The organism is Paenibacillus agaridevorans (genome assembly GCF_003112455.1).
GTDB lineage: Bacteria > Bacillota > Bacilli > Paenibacillales > Paenibacillaceae > Pristimantibacillus > Pristimantibacillus agaridevorans.
On the sequence record NZ_BDQX01000084.1, the window covers coordinates 1 to 17,537 of the forward strand.

At 52.3% G+C, this 17,537-nt stretch carries 16 protein-coding genes; 7 read left to right on the top strand and 9 right to left on the bottom strand.

Annotated elements, in window-relative coordinates; all coding sequences use genetic code 11:
• Nucleotides 1–187: 187 nt before the first annotated feature.
• The 3 genes from PAT3040_RS08850 to PAT3040_RS08860 are packed head-to-tail and all read right to left on the bottom strand — an operon-like array spanning nt 188 to nt 2,378.
• Entirely contained in the window at nt 188–928 is a 741-nt protein-coding gene (locus PAT3040_RS08850; protein ID WP_108992326.1) for a hypothetical protein, read from the bottom strand.
• 29 nt (nt 929–957) lie between these two features.
• Complete coding sequence (locus tag PAT3040_RS08855; protein WP_108992327.1) at nt 958–1,668, bottom strand: ankyrin repeat domain-containing protein; 711 nt, start codon at nt 1,666–1,668, stop codon at nt 958–960.
• Nucleotides 1,665–2,378 carry a MerR family DNA-binding transcriptional regulator gene (locus tag PAT3040_RS08860; protein WP_108992328.1) on the bottom strand — a complete coding sequence of 238 codons (714 nt, stop codon included), beginning with the start codon at nt 2,376–2,378 and terminating at the stop codon, nt 1,665–1,667. The genes PAT3040_RS08855 and PAT3040_RS08860 overlap by 4 nt, the downstream gene beginning before the upstream one ends.
• Nucleotides 2,379–2,541: 163 nt before the next feature.
• Here PAT3040_RS08860 and PAT3040_RS08865 point away from each other — a divergent pair, with 163 nt between their 5' ends.
• On the top strand, nt 2,542–3,426 hold the full coding sequence (locus tag PAT3040_RS08865) for an alpha/beta fold hydrolase (protein ID WP_108992329.1): 885 nt from the start codon (nt 2,542–2,544) through the stop codon (nt 3,424–3,426).
• A gap of 220 nt (nt 3,427–3,646) precedes the next feature.
• Here PAT3040_RS08865 and PAT3040_RS08870 read toward each other — a convergent pair whose 3' ends face one another.
• The 5 genes from PAT3040_RS08870 to PAT3040_RS08890 form a co-directional block, all read right to left on the bottom strand.
• On the bottom strand, nt 3,647–4,363 hold the full coding sequence (locus tag PAT3040_RS08870) for an ABC transporter permease (protein ID WP_108992330.1): 717 nt from the start codon (nt 4,361–4,363) through the stop codon (nt 3,647–3,649).
• Nucleotides 4,360–5,208 (bottom strand): ABC transporter ATP-binding protein, encoded by an 849-nt coding sequence (locus tag PAT3040_RS08875; RefSeq protein WP_108992331.1) that lies wholly within the window; start codon nt 5,206–5,208, stop codon nt 4,360–4,362. The genes PAT3040_RS08870 and PAT3040_RS08875 overlap by 4 nt, the downstream gene beginning before the upstream one ends.
• A gap of 146 nt (nt 5,209–5,354) precedes the next feature.
• Nucleotides 5,355–6,404, bottom strand: a complete 1,050-nt coding sequence (locus tag PAT3040_RS08880) for a LytTR family transcriptional regulator DNA-binding domain-containing protein (RefSeq protein WP_108992332.1) — start codon at nt 6,402–6,404, stop codon at nt 5,355–5,357.
• Between the two features lie 149 nt (nt 6,405–6,553).
• On the bottom strand, nt 6,554–7,261 hold the full coding sequence (locus PAT3040_RS08885) for a Na-translocating system protein MpsC family protein (protein WP_108992333.1): 708 nt from the start codon (nt 7,259–7,261) through the stop codon (nt 6,554–6,556).
• 257 nt (nt 7,262–7,518) lie between these two features.
• A complete protein-coding gene (locus PAT3040_RS08890) occupies nt 7,519–9,075 on the bottom strand; it encodes an ATP-binding protein (RefSeq protein ID WP_108992334.1) in 1,557 nt (518 codons plus the stop codon).
• Between the two features lie 577 nt (nt 9,076–9,652).
• Between PAT3040_RS08890 and PAT3040_RS08895 the strand changes: the two genes are divergently transcribed.
• From PAT3040_RS08895 to PAT3040_RS08920, 6 genes are all read left to right on the top strand, one after another.
• A complete protein-coding gene (locus tag PAT3040_RS08895; protein ID WP_108992335.1) occupies nt 9,653–10,738 on the top strand; it encodes an iron-siderophore ABC transporter substrate-binding protein in 1,086 nt (361 codons plus the stop codon).
• Complete coding sequence (locus tag PAT3040_RS08900; protein WP_108992336.1) at nt 10,731–11,771, top strand: FecCD family ABC transporter permease; 1,041 nt, start codon at nt 10,731–10,733, stop codon at nt 11,769–11,771. Before PAT3040_RS08895 ends, PAT3040_RS08900 begins: the two co-directional genes overlap by 8 nt.
• On the top strand, nt 11,768–12,805 hold the full coding sequence (locus PAT3040_RS08905; RefSeq protein WP_108992337.1) for a FecCD family ABC transporter permease: 1,038 nt from the start codon (nt 11,768–11,770) through the stop codon (nt 12,803–12,805). Before PAT3040_RS08900 ends, PAT3040_RS08905 begins: the two co-directional genes overlap by 4 nt.
• Nucleotides 12,805–13,623, top strand: coding sequence for an ABC transporter ATP-binding protein (locus PAT3040_RS08910; RefSeq protein WP_108992338.1), 819 nt, complete (start codon nt 12,805–12,807; stop codon nt 13,621–13,623). The genes PAT3040_RS08905 and PAT3040_RS08910 overlap by 1 nt, the downstream gene beginning before the upstream one ends.
• A gap of 548 nt (nt 13,624–14,171) precedes the next feature.
• Nucleotides 14,172–14,660: a MarR family winged helix-turn-helix transcriptional regulator gene (locus PAT3040_RS08915; RefSeq protein WP_108992339.1), complete on the top strand. Its 489-nt coding sequence runs from the start codon at nt 14,172–14,174 to the stop codon at nt 14,658–14,660.
• Between the two features lie 25 nt (nt 14,661–14,685).
• On the top strand, nt 14,686–15,120 hold the full coding sequence (locus tag PAT3040_RS08920; RefSeq protein ID WP_108992340.1) for a flavodoxin domain-containing protein: 435 nt from the start codon (nt 14,686–14,688) through the stop codon (nt 15,118–15,120).
• 89 nt (nt 15,121–15,209) lie between these two features.
• Here the strand turns inward: PAT3040_RS08920 and PAT3040_RS08925 are convergent, their stop codons facing one another.
• Nucleotides 15,210–17,528, bottom strand: coding sequence for an AraC family transcriptional regulator (locus tag PAT3040_RS08925; protein ID WP_108992341.1), 2,319 nt, complete (start codon nt 17,526–17,528; stop codon nt 15,210–15,212).
• Nucleotides 17,529–17,537 lie beyond the last annotated feature (9 nt).

Genomic DNA, 17,537 nt, shown 5'->3' on the forward strand with positions numbered 1-17,537 from the left:
TATAGCGGAGTTTTCTGCTATATTCGGACGTCTAGCACGAGTACAGCCTTTTATAGCGGAGTGTTTCCCGCTTTATTTGGGTACCGGGGCACCAGGCAACAGGTCGCCACCCGCGGCCACTGTGTCCGGCCTAGTTGGTCGCCCGCCTGATCCGCCAGCGTCTTCAGCCGATGTCAACTTGCGCTATTCACTGCCCAAACTGCACGCAGCCCTGGGACAGTAGCCACTGCTTAATGTCGGCGAACAGCTGTCCGGCATCCTTCTCGTAAATGATGGCTACTTCCTGCCGATTAGCATAATTGAAACGGATATAACCGCCTAACCGGCGATTGAACAGCTTGCACCCGTATTGGTTCTCGATGACCAGATCCGGCGGAAAGGCTTCGCGGCACAAACCCGCCAGCTGCGGCAGCGTAAGTCTGTCTTGATCGGGCGGCAAGCGCAGGAAGAGATGATTCCTTGTATCCGACCGTGGCTCGTAATACACTTCATCCTCTTGAACATTGCCGTAAACCTCGCGAAAAATTTCGTCCAGCGAACGCGCATAAGCCTCGTCGTCTTCCGGCTCCGATACATCCAGCGAGAGCCGCTGCAACTGGTCCCCATGCCGAGGGAGCCACAGCACCTGACCGGTCGGTGGATGCACCGCAAGGAAATCGCCGTCCACCGAGCTCCCGATCGCTATCAGCTCGCCGATCTGCTGCTGGGTAATGGGGCTGTCCTCGTCATGCTCCCACAGGTCGTAATCGACGAATGGCTTCAGCACTTCCGCATCGGGCCAATAGACGTTCATCCACCCTCTGTACGTCCCCGCGCCGAAGCGCTGGAGAAACCGCATATATCCCGGCGGGAACACGGCTGTCGCCTTTTCTTCCGGAATCTGCCCGCCCCGGTCAAGCAGCGGATACGATTGGGATACCAAATACATGGCCACACCTCCTATATGCTGTCTCCCGCCTACTTAGCCCCGGCCTCCACTAATAGCCTCTCGATCCCTGCGAAGCCTTTCGAGCGGGCATGCTGCAACGGGGTCACGCCTTCTTTGTCCGCCAGGTCGACATCCGCTCCATGCCGAATCAGCAATTCCACGGTCCGCTCCTGCCTCTCGTTCCCGTTATTTAGAATGATGGCCTCCAGCAGCGCCGTCCAGCCCAGGTTATTGACATGATTGACGTCGATATCCGTCTTCGTCAGCAGCTCCTGGACAACCTCCACGTAACCGTGCTCGGAGGCGGGAATTAGAGCGGTGCCTCCGTAACGGTTCGTAATGGCGGGATCGGCGCCCGCTTCGATCGTAAGTTTGAGAATTTCCAGATACCCTTCCGCCCCGGCATATAAAAACGGCGAGTTTTTCATCCCGTCCCGTATATTGACGTCCGCCCCCGCTTCGATCAGCGCCTTCGCCATCCCGATATCGTTGTGGTAGGTCGCGATCATGGCAGGCGTGCGCCCTTCTCCATCCTTTACATTGATGTCTGCCCCGTCCTGCAGCAGCTTTGCAATGGCATCCACTTGTCCCGCTTTCGCGGCAGCCAGCAGCCCTTCATTTGGACTCCCGTTCATGCTCCCACTCTCCTCATCCCGATTTTCTGCAGCTCCGCCGTCAGAATCCGCGCAGCCTTGAAGCAAGAACAGACAGCACAGCCCGATAAGCACCCACTTCTTCATGCCTCATTGCTCCTAACCAACCCGATGTATTTCATAAGCTCCGCTATCGCATGGAACTGCGCCTCAAGCTTGCCGTTCAGCCGCTGAAGGGCGTACTGAAACGATTGATCAACTGTGGCATAACGATGTCCCTCGATTTCGTTCAGAAGATCCTTTAAAGTCTCGATATAATAAATCGTCTTCCTTAAACTGCTGATGACCAAAATATTGCGAAGCTCGGCTATCGTAAAGGTCCGGTAACCGTTGTCCGGATCCCGTGCCGATACGATCAGCCCTTCCTTCTCCCAATGCCGGATGGCAGAGGCGTTGACTCCGGCTAGCTCCGCCACCTGTCCGATGCTCATCCCATCCGTCAGCTTCACGTTGCGATAACGATCGAATGCCGTATGCCGGACCATTCGAATGATATCCTCGACGCGCCGTTTCTCCTCCTGGGCGATATGCAACTGCCCGTTTACCAACCAAAGGGCATCCGTTGTCTTCCCGTCCTTGATCTTCCTCATGACATCGTAAGCCAAGGGGATTTCATAACCCTTCAATAACCACCGAATGGTGATGAAGGCCTGGAGATGAACGGATGCATAACACCGGTGATTGCCCCCGCCTCTAGGCACGTCGGGAAGCAGCCCTTGCTCTTCGTATCTTCTTAAGGTGGTGGTGCTGACACCCAGACGCCGTGCCACTTGACTAGGCGTGTAGACGTTTGCCATGCTCTAGCGCCTCCATCCTTCAAGCCATACCTTAAAGTGCTTCGTTAATTATACAGCCTACTCTGCATTATACCACCTACATTCTGCCGGACCAAACCGAACGATTGCATCCATGTTGTATCGTAGAAGATGGAGTAGATACCGCTGAGGAGGAATGAACGCAATGAAAATACACATATCGTTAAGCGACGGTACAGCGATTGCGGTCGGTTTGGCCGGCAATCCGGCCCATCCGGTCGTTATGCTTCCGGTGTTCAAGCAATCGGTGTGCGGCATAGATGCCGACAACCTGCGCATGTGGGGCGTCGATCCCGAGCTGGGCAAACACTTGGTCGAGGGGCTGTCGGACCGGTTCAGGATTTTATATTTCGACTATGAGGGGCACCTCATGGGCAATCCCAGGCCGGAGCTGCTGACTCCCGATTCCATCTGCCAAGACTTCCTGCAAATCGCAGACGAAATGAATGTACCGGCCTTCAGCTATTACGGTTACTCCTGGCTCGCTCTCGCCGGCTTGCAATTGGCCGTTCGAAGCAATCGGCTGGAGAGCTTGATCATGGGAGGATTCCCGCCGCTCGAAGGGCCGTACAAGGAGATGCTGATCGTAACTTCCCGGACGCATGAGCAAGCCCTGCAACAGCAGAACCGCTCCGGCGATGTCTTCCAATCTTCCAACAGCCCGGAAAGCAGCCCGGAGGGCTTTGATTGGAGCAGCGTCCAGATAGCTTTGGATCCCAAGCAAACGAAACAATTCTTCACCTTGTACAACCATCTGCGGGAGTTCGACGACAAGTCCATACATGAGCAGTTGAAGCTGCCGAGACTTGCTTTCGCGGGGGAGAGGGACACGATCGTATATGGTGAAAACTTTGGAGGCGTGACGGTAGATATCGCGGGGGCATTGCGCAGGCATGAAGCGGCTTTGACAGAACAGGGCTGGGATATTGCGCTCTTGCAGGGGGAGGATATGGACCATACGAAGGCGATGCAGCCGGCCACAGTACTGCCCCTTATCAAACCGTGGCTAACGAAGCACTTGCTGGCCTAATAGGATGGCTCGGTCTCAGGGGGACCGAGCCTTCTTTGCCATCCGCCAGATCAGCTATTCGAACAATCCCAGAATGCCGTCCGGCAGCCAAAACTTCTTGACGACCAGGACGACGGCAAGCACCACAACGCCGATTATTATATTTTTGACCAGCTTGTTATTGTTCACGGATAACCCCTCCATTGTCGTGTCGTTATATTCGGATTCGCACGCGGCTCCTTTACTTGTCGAAACGCTGTCTGCCGTAAGCCAGGAAGCATAACGCTCCCGTCAGTGCCGTCCAAGCAAGCAGATTAAGCATCTGGCCCGCGATGCTGCCGAATGCGCCATCCCGATGAAGCTCCGTAATGGCAACCACGTATTGCTGCGAAGGCAACCAACGGATCACGTTCATGAGAACGGGCACATCCAGGTCGGGCACGAATATGGGTCCGAATATAAAAAACAACAAGACGGGCAATCCGACAATGGAGGACTCCGATGCCGTACGCGCGATTAGGCCGATCACCGTCCCAAGCGCCATGAAAATCATCAATAACAGGACGGAGAGAATCGCCAAATATGCGATATTGACGTCGGGCACGCCGGATATGACGATACAAGCCGCGATGACGATCAAGGCGAACAGAACCGTCGTGGCGCTTTTGCCCGCCAGCACTTCAAGCTTCGTGGCCGGGGACAGCATCAATGCCCGGAGCGTGTTCTTCTCCTTCTCCTCGGCGATCATAGCCGCCTGGACGAAGGCGCCGGTAATGGAGATGGCGACGAGGATGGGAACCGTCAGGAACGTAAGGTCGGCGGGGTCGCCGTCCTTCTGAGCGAACAACAGGGCAAGCAGGATCGGCATGCCCGCATTGAGCAGAATATGCGGATTGCGAATGCCGTCCTTCCACTCCTTGGCCACCATCGCCTTGAATCTGCGCATCGATAACATCATTCCAGCCCCCTTCCCGTCAACTGTACAAAGATATCGCCAAGCGTAGGCTCGTTGGAATGAATCGCCAGCAGCTCCCCGCTTCGCATGAGCGCGCTCACCTCGTCCGCCCCCGCTTCGTTCTGAGCGATCACCCGGCTGCCCTCCCGCGTCGTTACCGTAATAGTGCGGTCGCCGTACCGCAGGCGAAGCGCCTGAGGGGTATCCAGCGCTGACAACTCCCCGTTGTTCAGGAACGCGACGCGGTGGCAGAGCTGCTCGGCTTCCTGCATATTGTGCGTCGTCAGGAAGATCGTGGTGCCCCGGCGGTTCATCTCCAGCAGCGTCTCCCGAATGCGGCCGCTATTAACGGGATCCAGCGCGGACGTCGGCTCATCCAGGAACAGAATATCCGGCTCGTGCAAAATCGCCCTGCCAAGCGTAACCCGCTGCTTCATCCCCTTGGACAGCTTCCCGACGGGCGTCTTTCCGTCGCCGGACAAATTGACGGCTTCCAGAACAGCCCCGGCCCGCTTCTCCGAGACGCCGTACAGCCGGCAGAACAGAACGAGGTTATCCAACACGCTCAGCCGGTCGTACAGTCCGCTATTATCTGTCAACACGCCGATTCGTGCCAGAAAGGCGGGACGACGGCTGCGGCCGGGGTCGTTTCCCAGCACCTGAACGCGCCCCGTCGTATGGATGAGCTGCGAGGTCAGAATTTTGACCGTCGTTGTTTTGCCCGAGCCGCTGGGACCCAGGAATCCGAATATTTCCCCTTGCTGGACCTCGAAGCTGATGCCCTTCAAGGCTTGCTTCTTCTTGTACTGCTTCCCGAGGTTCTCTACCTTGATAATCGCTTGCTTCACAATGAACGGTCACCTTCCCTTAAACTCGTGTAGCCGGTAAGCTCGACACCAGATTAACCCTTTGGGGACCGACTTGCCGCCAAATAGCCATGGAAGGCGTCATTTTCGAGGTGAATTCAGCGTTATCGGGGGCGAATGGAACAGGATCAGAGACCGACCATTCCTTTAAGCTCCTCGAATTTCCCCTTGGAGAGGGGGATTCTCGATCGCTTGTCGTCGTCGAGCACGAGACTGTAGCTGTTGCGGCTCCATACGATCAATTCGGCGATAACGTCCAGCCGGACGATATAAGAGCGATGGCAGCGATAGAAGCGGTAGGGCTTCAGCTTCTCTTCCAGTTCCGACAGCGTCCAGGCGCAAGCGAAGGCTCCAGAAGTCGTAAACAAGCTTGTCGCGCCCTCGTTGCTCTCGATGTACCGAATGTCCTGGGGATCGACGAACATATATTTGTCCTCCGTCTTCACCATCAATCGCGCCAGCTTCATATCGCTATCGGGCACCGCCTGCGTTTCGGAGTCCGACTGTTCCGGGCGGGAGGCTTCCGGCTCGGCGTATTCCGCCGCTTCCTGGACGGCGATCGGGGACAACGCGTCTCCCGTCAGACGGAAGATCCGGTTCGAGATCGACAACGCCTGCTCAAGCGTCGAGCAAGTGATGAGCACCGCCTTGTCCTTGCGGATAAGCTCGTCGATCAATCTTCGCACGACCATGCAGCTATGCAAGTCCAGATTCTGCTCCGGCTCCTCCCAGATCACGAGCTCCGGATCGTGAACGATGCTTCTCGCGAAGCCCAGCAGCCGCTTCTCGGAATCGCTCAGTCTGGAGATCCTTTCCTCCGCCTTCTCCTCCAGCCCGATTGCGCCAAGCAACTCCTGGACGGAGATAGTCGCGTCGTATAACCGCGCCCAGAATTGCAAGTACTCCCTCACTTTCAATCGTCTGTAGATGCCCTCTTCGAGACCGCAGAAGCCCACCAGCTTCGCGGTATCGGGATCTGTAAGCAATAACGGCTTTCCTTTATAAAGAACTTGGCCGGGAGAAGCGGCGTCTTCTCCCGTGATGGATCTAATTAAAGCGCGGCCAACATCGTGATTGCATTGCACGACGGTGCACTGTCCGGATACCAGCTCCAGAGGGGCGATTCTTTCCTGCTGCGGCCTCGACGCCGCACCGCTACTCTGATTCATCATCATCATCTATGCTCAGCCTCCCGTTTTCCCTATTATTTCACAAAATCCCTGTTGCCGAAATGCTAACGCGGCATCCCTGAAGAGATGCCCGTAATTAAAAAGAGAGCAGGCTCGCGCCAGCTCTTTGTCTTGCCGATGTCCCCGGACCCTCCGGCCTACGGGCTTAAGATAAGTACGATGACGCTTCGATCTCTCCCAAAGTCCCAATCAACGAATACGTCGACGATTCGCGCATTAAGTATTTGCTCCACATGTTTATTATCCCGCACAAATTGTTTCTCGAGACGAGTCAACGCCTCCTTCAAGTGTTCCTCGTCGCGAAGCCGGATCAGCTCCTTGCTCAGATCGATCAGGATCCCGTTTCGGACCACCAGCAGCGTTCGCTTGTTCAACTGGCGGGAGTAAATGTGTTCCGGCTCCTTTTGAATACGGCCGCTCATCAGAATCAGCTCGCGATGAAGCTCCTCTTGGCCTGCATAGGGCTCCCTGTCTTCTTCTGCCGCAGCACTCTCTTCTATCGCAGCATTCTCATCGGACCACTGTCCTACGAAGACCCCGGAATGATAAGGCAACTCCCAGTCATAATAAAAATCGAGGTTGCTTATACCGGTTAATACCAGCAAATAGGCCTTAATCTCGGGGACTAACCAAGACATCACAATGTCCCGCGTATGTCGTATGGTCTGTTGCTGTCCCTGATTCAGCAGGATTCTCTCTGTAGGCGTCAAGAAATTACGCAGATAGATCACAATATAAGGCCTGTCTACGCTTACATAGATGGACTGAGGCCCTTTGCCGAATGCGTCTCGCAGCATTTTCCCAATATGGCTTGCTATTTCGTTCTGGAAATAATTATCATTCATATGCTGTAAGTTCATCCTTAGTCTGTGTCCTGAAATTTCCATAAAAATAAAAAAAAGCCTAAACAAAGGTCGCGATTGCAACATTTATTTAGGCTTATGTCCAGCACTATCTCTGGTTCATTGCGGCCAGCTAAATTCCGAGTTCGTATAAATGCTATTGCTAGAATGAGAGCCTTTATCGCGTGAAAGAATAAGGTAATAGCATCATATCTGTTACCCTCACTTAATCTTAATGATTTTATGCCTAATTAGCAAGGTCAAAGCTTGTAAGATCGCACGCATTCTTCTAATGCTTGCTGCAAGGACCCTCTTGTCTCAACTCTTTCGTGCAGCGAAATTCCCAATTCGACCATCGTGCTTGTCATTTCTGGTCGGATGCCTGTCATAATGGCCTTGCAGCCTTGTATGGAGGCGCCGTTAACGATTTTAAACAGCTGCGACATTATCTTGTCGTCCATATAAGCAACGCCGGATAAGTCGATGATGATTTCTTTCAGCTTCAGCTGATAGATCCGATCGAAGGCATGCTCCTGAATCTTCTTGATGCGAGCCGTGTCCAAGGTGCCCATGATGGGGAGAATCGCCGTATGTTCATACAACGGAATGACGGGAACAGATAATTCCTCGATCATAACGCGTTGATTCCGCAGCACTTCGTTCTTGAACTCGGCATAGCTGGATGCGAAATGCTTCAGGTAGGTGTCCAGCGTATAGTTGATCTGCCTCTCCAGCTGAAAAAACTCAATTTCGGTCTGTTCTACATTGGCGTAGTAGTGGTGCAACAAATCCCAATAGGTTTTGCGGAGCATCTGGATCCATTCCAGCTTCAGTATCAAGTCCAGGTTATGGCTGGCCCAATTCCTCCCATGTTCCTTGGCGTGCGCGATAAGACCTTGCTCGTTGCGTTCATTCAGCAGCATCACGACGGTATTTGCCGATTCCAGTATGGAGGCAGGGCTTATATCGGACACATGAATGAGCTCGAAGATTTCTTTGCCCTGCAGCTTGAGCGTCTCGAGAAACTCAGGTTGATTCGTTAAATAAAATTCCGGAAAGCTATGGTTCTGAACATACTTTACGTTCATAGGAATCGCCTCCCACTGATTCGATGTCGGATGATGAACCGGAAATTCGATAGAAAACTCCGTTCCTGCTCCCACCTCGCTTCTGACCCTTATGATCCCGTTATGCTCGTATACGGAAGCGAACACTTGTGTCAGTCCCATCCCGGTGCCCTCTGATTTCGACGTATAGAATGGCGTGCCCAGCAGCTTGAGCTTCCCCTCCGGGATCCCGACGCCCGTATCCGTAACCTTCACAAACAGTTTGTCGCCCGATTTATAATGCTTGACGGTTATGGTTCCGTTGTCGCCAATGGCTTCGAAGGCATTTTTGAGCAGGTTAAAAAAAGCTTTTTTCAACTGATTCCGTTTGCCATAAATTCTCGTATCGCAATCCGAGAATTGCTTTTGAATGGATACCTCATAGGATCGTTCTTGAAAGAGGTACAGCAAGGCTTCCAGCTCGGAACACAGTTGGATGTCATCGAAGGGCTCGTCCTCCAGATCCGGCTTCGAGACATGCAATAAATTTTGCATGGTATCGATAGCGTTTTCCAGCTCCGCGTAGGCGAAGTCCAAATACTTATGCGGCGCTTCGTGTTTAAGCAATTGAAGAAAGCCTTTAACCGCGGTCAGGGGATTCTTAACCTCATGGGCGATGCCCGCGGCGATCTGGCCGACAGATGCCAGCCTGTCCAGTCTTAGATCGGACTCGCTGACTTGATGTTGCTCGCGTTCTTGAAATGAAGACAATTATTGTACCTCCTTCTTAGGGGAATATAGACAAAAAGGCCCAAATAGCAGCTCTTGTTCGCAGAGCTTCTATCCAGGCTTATGTCCAGCACTGTCTCTGGTTCATTAATACCTTATATGTTATGGGTTGCAGAGCGAAGACGATGACGCTCTTAGCGAGATGCGCATCCCAATCTACGAACACATCGTTAATCCTGGCGCGCAAGAAAGGCCCCAGCCGATTGCTGTTATTACTGACTTCACTTGCTCCACTAGGGATCATCCTTGCCTGAAGGCCAAAGCGTGTTGTCTTTCGCCCATTTTTATTGTACTCATACTGGGGATAGCGTTCAACCACTTCTCGCTCATTTTGTCACATTTGACAACGCTTTTTCCGCGACAAGACGCATATGGTCTCATCCGCGCCTTTAAACAGCAAATAAATCCCTACTGCCGGCCTCGGGATATTTTTTTTATTGACAACCCGCCGATAAGACTATATATTTTATGATTATGATAATCATTATCGTTAATAAGCTTTATTATCCCATGAATTAGCGTTAGCTAAAATATATTTCAAGATAAGGAAGGTACACAAATGAATTCCAAACGCAAGTACTCATTATCCACGTTGTTCGTTGCCGCATTGCTTGCCATCGCGCTGGCAGGCTGCTCCAGTCAAGCCTCTACTTCCACTCCGCCGCCTTCCCCGACAACAAGCGCTGAAGCGCCTGCCGCTGCGACTGAAACGCCGGCTAAAGACGATACGCAATATCCGATCGTCATCAAGCATGCTCTCGGCGAAGCCGTTATCGAAAGCAAGCCTGAGCGAGTTGTAACCATCCAATGGGCGAACCATGACGTTGCTCTTGCCCTGGGCGTCGTTCCCGTCGGCTTCTCGGCAGCGAACTACGGCGTTCAAGACGACAGCGGGTTGCTGCCTTGGACAGCCGCGAAGCTCAAGGATCTCAACGTTACGGATCCAAATATCTTCCAAGATACAGACGGCCTGGACTTCGAAGCCATCTCCGATACGAATCCGGACGTCATCCTTGCCGCTTACTCCGGCATTACCCCGGAAGACTATGAAACGCTGAGCCAAATCGCTCCGGTTGTTGCTTACCAATCCAAGCCATGGGCAACAACATGGCGTGAGCAAGTTCTCTTCTCGGCGGAAGGCATGGGGATGAAGGCAGAGGGCGAGCAGCTCATCAAAGACACCGAGGCTTTAATTAAGGAAGAAGCGAGCAAATACCCGCAAATGCAAGGCAAAAAAGTCGTTTGGGTCAACTTCTCGGCTAAAGATATGTCCAAGCTGCACCTGTATACGCCTGCAGACCCCCGCGGCGCATTCCTGGTCGAGCTTGGCATGGAATATCCGGAGAGCGTCACAAGCCAAATTACAGACCCATCTGCCTACTCGCTGTCTTTGAGCGCCGAGAATGCCGAGGCGCTGAACGATGCCGATATCATCATCGGTTATGGCGACGAGAGCTTATATGAAGCAGTAAAAGCAGACTCCCTGCTGGGCAAAATCCCTGCGATCCAACGAGGATCCGTCGTGTTTATCGGCAACGGTACGCCGCTGGCTGCATCCGGCAACCCGAATCCGCTCTCCATCGCTTATACGATGGACGAATACCTGGCATTAATCGGCGGAGCAATCGACAAGCTCGATGAGTAGCTCATCGATTCCGAACACGGGCAGGCTTAACTCGCATATGCCTAAAAACTTTGCTTTGGTTCTGGCCGCTTGTATAGTCTTGCTTGTCGTATGCGTGTTGGCCTCGCTCGCGTTGGGCTCCAAGCCCTTGAGATTCCAGGAAATAATGGACGGATTATTCCGTTCCGACGTGGACTCCTACTCGGCCAACATCGTACGCAAGCGAATCTCGCGCACCGTCTTCAGCTTATGCTGCGGAGCGGCGCTCGGAGTGTCCGGAGCGCTGATGCAAGCCGTCACGCGCAACCCCATTGCGGATCCCAGCATTTTGGGCGTCAACATGGGAGCATCGTTATTCGTGGTGTGCGGCATCGCGTTCTGGAACATAAGCACGGCGAATCAATATGTATGGCTAGCTTTGGCCGGCGCTGCGCTTACTGCAGTGTTCGTGTTCGGAATCGGCTCAATGGGGCGTGGCGGTGCCACGCCCATTAAGCTTGTTCTGGCAGGGGCGGCCACAAGCGCCGCCCTCGGCTCCTTAGTTACCGCTATCATGATTCCGCGTTCTTACGTCATGGACCAATTCCGGTTCTGGCAAGTCGGAAGCGTGGGCTCGGCCAGTTGGGGAGGCATCGGCACATTCGTCCCGTTCTTGGCCGTCGGACTCCTGGTCGGCTTCCTCGCTGCGCCCGCCCTCAATGCATTGGCGCTGGGAGACGACACCGCGACCGGACTCGGCGTTCGGACGGGAGCGCTCCGATTCGCCGCGGCTCTCGCCGGCGTGTTATTATGCGGCGCGACTACCGCGCTGGCAGGACCGATAGGATTTATCGGACTGTTATCCACTCACGTCATCCGCTTAATGATAGGACCCGACCTGCGCTTTGTTATCCCGATGTCAGCCATTGCCGGCGCCGGTATTCTTACCATAGCGGATGTGGGCGGCAGGCTGATCGGCAGACCCGGGGAGCTTGAGGTTGGCGTCGTAACGGCGTTTATCGGAGCACCCATACTAATCATAGTCGCCATGAGATCGAAAGTGCGTTCATTATGACCAATAATCATTCGACGATTGCTCTAATAATGGCAGGCCGGCGACAGAGACGCGGCCGATGGATACTTGTGACGAGCCTGCTTGCGGTGCTGGCATGCATGTTGTGCTGCGCCATGCTTATGTTAGGCAACACCATTTATCCCGTACAGGACGTCATCCGCGCGCTGTCGGGCGAACAGCTAAAGGGCGTATCCTTCGCGGTGAGTACGATTCGCCTGCCGAGAATGCTTGCAGGGCTCTTTGCGGGATTCGCGTTCGGTATTGCGGGATATACGTTCCAGACCATGCTGCGCAACCCGCTTGCCAATCCCAACGTGATCGGCATTACCTCGGGATCCAGCGTGGCAGCCGTCTTTTGCATCGTTATTCTTCAAGCCAGCGGGGCCGTCATATCGATAGCATCCGTCATTGCGGGACTTGCCACCGTCATCTTGATCTATGTATTGTCCCGAGGAAGATCTTTTTCGATCGGAAGGCTCATTCTAGTCGGGATCGGCATACAAGCGATGATTGACGCCATCATCTCCTACCTGATGCTGGTCAGCGCGGAACAAGATCTTCCCGCGGCAATAAGGTGGCTTACGGGCAGCCTCAATGGCGCCCAGATGGACAGATTGCCGCCTCTGATGGTAACCGTATTGATCTGCACGCCTATCATCATCTTGCTTGGCAAGCAGTTGAATCTATTGGAACTCGGTGAGCAAGCGGCTACTTCCCTTGGCGTCGCCACGGACAAGACCCGGATCGCGCTTATCGTGGCCTCCGTCTGCATGATTGCTATCGCGACCGCCACTACAGGTCCAATTGCTTTCGTCTCCTTTCTTGCCGGACCGATAGCAAAGCGCTTAGTCGGAATCGGCTTCTCGAACATCATTCCCGCCGGGTTGGTAGGCATTAACCTGGTACTGGCGGCGGATCTCATCGGACAATTCGCTACCCCTTACAGATTCCCTGTAGGCATCATCACCGGATTGCTCGGAGCGCCTTATCTCATCTTCTTGTTAGTCCGAATGAATCGGAAGGGAGAATTATAATGAAGCCGACACATCACTTCCAGGTCGAACGGATTGTAGCAGGCTATGAGAATCGAACAGTCATTCACGGCGTGGATCTTGTCATACCCAGCCATAAGATAAGCGTCATTATCGGCTCCAACGGGTGCGGCAAGTCCACGCTGCTTAAGACGATGGCGAGGCTGATCAAGCCTGAGTCCGGCACCATCACGCTCGACGGGAAACCGCTGGGCAAAATTCCGCCCAAGCAATTGGCCCGGGTGGTTGGACTGCTGCCGCAATCCCCCATCGTCCCTGAGGGTATTACCGTGACGGACTTGGTCGGGCGGGGGAGGTTCCCCCATCAGTCCTTGTTCGGCAACTGGACGAAGAAGGACTACGCGGCGGTAGCCGAAGCGATGGAAACGATGCGGATTACCGAATTCGCCAACCACAATATCGACGAGTTGTCGGGCGGTCAGCGGCAACGCGTCTGGATTGCGATGGCATTGGCGCAGGAAACGGATATTCTATTCCTGGACGAGCCGACGACCTTCCTGGATATTACTTATCAGGTCGAAATTCTGGACCTGCTCACCGACTTAAACCGCAAGGCAGGCACAACGATCGTCATGGTCCTCCATGACATCAACTTATCCGCGCGATATGCCGATCATATTGTCGCCATGCACGAAGGCAAGCTCGTGGCCGAAGGCGCGCCGTCCGAGGTCGTGACCAGCACAATCGTCAAAGACATCTTCGGACTGGACTGCACGGTTATACCGGACCCGATATCGGGATCCCCTATGGTCGTGCCAAAGGGACGGTATCATGTGCATGCTGAATACACTTCAAGATGAAGATGCAAGACTTATGGATTCTGAGAATTGAACATCGAAAAACGGGGCTGTCCAATAAGTCTCAAAAATAAAAAGTTGGGCGGATGTTTTTCCGTCCAACTTTTTTTGTGTACCTGCTTTTTCAGGAAAGTGGCGAGGTGGATGCCTGCCACGTAACATTCCACCAAAACGGGGCGTCCAGCATTCTGTTTTCACTGACTTTTTGGATAGCCATTTTCCAGGTGCCGACCTATTTGGTGAATTGTGTATGAATTTTCATACACACTGACGCTACCCCGGTGGAAGCCACTTTTGTTGATTTTTGTATATAAGCCTACCCATATAATCGAGCCATAAGGACAACGGGGCTACCTTAAAAGTTCACTTCTCGGACAGCCCTGTTTTTTCGAAATACGGGAAAGTATATCCTTCCGCTGCACTTTCTCCGGATCATCCTGCCACCTTTCTTCGACCGTTCAATAAAACTCGAATTTGACATCCAAAACGGAATAAAGTATCTTGACAATAAAGTATCTTGATTATCAAGATAATAAGAGGGAGGATTTCCTTTGTCAAGCAATCAACCCGAACAAATCTCGGAGCAACAAGAAAAACTGACGATGGGTATGCGCGGATTCGGAACCCGAACGGTTCTCTACCAACAAAGCGTAGCTGCTTCCTTGGGGCTTTACAATAATGACTTTCTGTCCATCGACATTCTGCACGAAAAAGGCCCCGTCACCGCCGGCGAGCTGTCGAGACTGACCGGACTCACGACGGGCAGCGTTACCTCATTAATCGACCGGCTTGAGAAAACCGGATTTGTGCGCAGGCAGCCTGATCCCCATGACCGTCGTAAAGTAATTATCGTGCCGATCTATGAGGATAAAGAAGAGGTCAGTCATACGTACCTTCAGCTCCATGCGGCAATGGTTAAATTGGCTTCGTCCTATTCGGATGAGGAGCTTGAGCTCATTACAGGATTTTTAAACAAAGCAGGTACCGTCCTAGAGGAGCAAATTCGTCATCTCAATTCAAACACGCGCAATATCAAATAAATAACAGTGGATAGGGGTGGGGCAAATGGCCGTACTGATTGTCTATGCTACGAAATCGGGAGCAACAAAACAATGCGTCAACGTTTTGTCGGAAGAGCTTCCCAATTGCACGGCTTGTAATATCGAAATAGAGAAACCCTCTATCGAGGAGTTTGATCGTATTATTTTGGGCGCGGGCGTTCGAGACGGAAAAATATACAAACCGATTCGCGATTTTATCAAAAAAAATCACTCCGAATTGCTGAAAAAAAGAATGGGGTACTTTATATGCAACGAAAAGCCCAAGGAGACAATCGAAATCATAGAACGGAATATCCCTGCCGATCTCAAGGAAGCCGCTATCTGCATGGAGTCTTTTGGCGGTTATAAAGCGTATGCTGCGCCAAAAGAGGGCACCGACCAGCTAAAGGGCATTTTCGTGGACAAAATAAAAGCATTTGCCGAAACCTTTATGAGGTAATCCTCTTAGATGGCAGCGGCCAAGCGCCGCCAGCCACTGAATACGAGGAACCGTTGACGATAGCCTTTACCCACAGTTCACCGGTGGATTTATTGGTTGCCGTCTTCTTTTTTCCTCAACGCCTCCTGCTCCCGAAAAGCCGAAGGGGACAGGCCGTACTTTTTCTTAAACAATGTCGAAAAGTATGTCGTATTGTAAATACCGACCGATTCGCTGATTTTTGCGGCCGTCTCGCTCGTCGAAGTCAGAAGTTCCTTGGCCTTCTCCAATCGGATACAATTCAGATATTCGCTGAACGATTGTCTTGTCGATCCCTTGAACAACTTGCCCAGATAACTTGGAGACAAGTCGGCAATATTAGAGACGAGCTCCAGAGACAAATTGGGTTCCGCGTAATGCTCCTGAATATAGTTTTGAACCTTTTCAATAACAATATTGTGCTTTTGCGCGTTTATCCAGTGGTTTTTCTCCTCGATCAGACTGCAAATATTGGCGCAATATCGATTGAAGAGGTTCTTGATTTCCTCCAGGTTCCCGGCAGCCTCGATTTCGGTAACCGCGTCCAGATACTCCGTGAAATTAGAGTCGGGAATATGCCGCAAATAATCAAAATGTTTGAGCAAGGAAAGCATGAATTGCGTGCTGTACGTAATCACCTGATTGACCGAGCCGTCTGAAATTTGCTCGATAAACTGTTCGACGGCTTCCCGAATGGCGTCCGGTTTGCCGGATTGAACGGCTTCGATCAGTCTCTTCTCGCAATCGGTCGGGTAGCTTGTGGTCGTCATGATATGCGGGCGGGTTATCTGGGCGTCCAGAATCGACTCTTTTCCATAAATCAGTCGATACTTCACATATTGCTGTGCCGAGTTATAGGAAAACGAGATGTTTTTTCTGCCATAGCTTATATCGCCAACCCCTATAGAGACCGTAAGCTTAAAGTATCGCTTCAGGAAACTCTGTACGTTACGCAAGGCGGGTACCAGCTCCTCTGGCCGTTCGTTTTTTGCATACTGGCAAATGGCTACCCCTTCGTTCTCCCCTGTAGTCAGATAATCGCATGTACCGAGAGACTCCAGCATCTCCTTTGCAATATTGCCCAGGGCGAAGCGCAGCAGCGACTTCTGCCCGCTTTCCGCCCCTCCTCTCGCTGGCTCCAAATCATCGAACTTAAACACGATCACGCAGAAATAGGACCCGGCAAGCTCCTCGTCGATGTCCCGAATGAGTTCTTCGGGCACGGAGGTGTCGGGCGATTGGCTTCTGAGCAGCGAATGCAGATAATGGTCTCTAATCGTTCGCGATGATCGGTTAATCACGAATTGCATCGACTTTTCTCTTTCCTCCTGCGAAGCGAACATATCGGCCATGACCTGGTATTCGTCGATAAACGACGACTGCGGAGCGGATGTTTTCTGCATGATTTTCTCGAACAACGCGGATAGCGGCCTATAGATGCTTTTGCTCAGAAAAATGGATACAAGCAAGCCGATCAGCACGATTACTCCCGTCACAAGCAGCGTGACATTGCGAAGATGGTTAATGTCAGAGATAAGACTGGAATAAGGAGTAACGCTCACAAAATACCAGTCCAGTTCCCTGGACTTTACATAAGCGACCAGATGCTTCTTATGATCAATCGTTGTCGTAAAGCTGTTCTCCGTCTCATCCTGACCCAAAATCCGCTGCACGTGCCCCGTACCCGACAAATCGTCCAGAAACTGATTCGAATCCGTATGGGACAGCACCTTGCCTTCCTTGTTGATGACGAACACATTGTTGGTTGAATCCGTTTTTCCGATTTTGCGGATCGTCGTCAGGATGGACTGCTCTTCTACATTAATGTAGATAAGCGGATTATTTGTGGCTCGCAGAGAGAAGTCCGGGTACAACAGAAAGGTCAGGAACTGCAGCGGCGCCCTCTGATTGCTATTAGGAACGGTCAAACTCCTCGGGTAAAACTCCATATATTGTTCGGCGCTGATGGCGTAGAGCGAAGCATCAAACGGAAGCCCTGCCGTATCGACGACCGTCGCCGTGGACGGTCGATAAATCCCGATACTGTGGATATACGGATACGAGCTTTGAATCTGGGACAATTGTTGAAAGACATGGTAATTCCTCGTCTTATCCTCCTGCGTATCATGCAAAAATGAAGTAATCTCCGGCTGGGTAAGCAAAGAATTGCCGATCGTCATGGCTTGGTTATAGACGACATCGGATGCGTAGCTTATTTGGGATAACACGGCTTTGGAATTGCGATCTATTTCTTGGATAGCGCTCCTCGAAAAAAAATAAAAGAGATAGGTGGAGAGCAGACTGACCGTGAGAAGGATGAGCAGAAAGTAGGATATGGTCAGCTTCTGGAATGCCTTATATCGTACGAGCCGATCCATAATAAGTCGCATGAGAAGCCT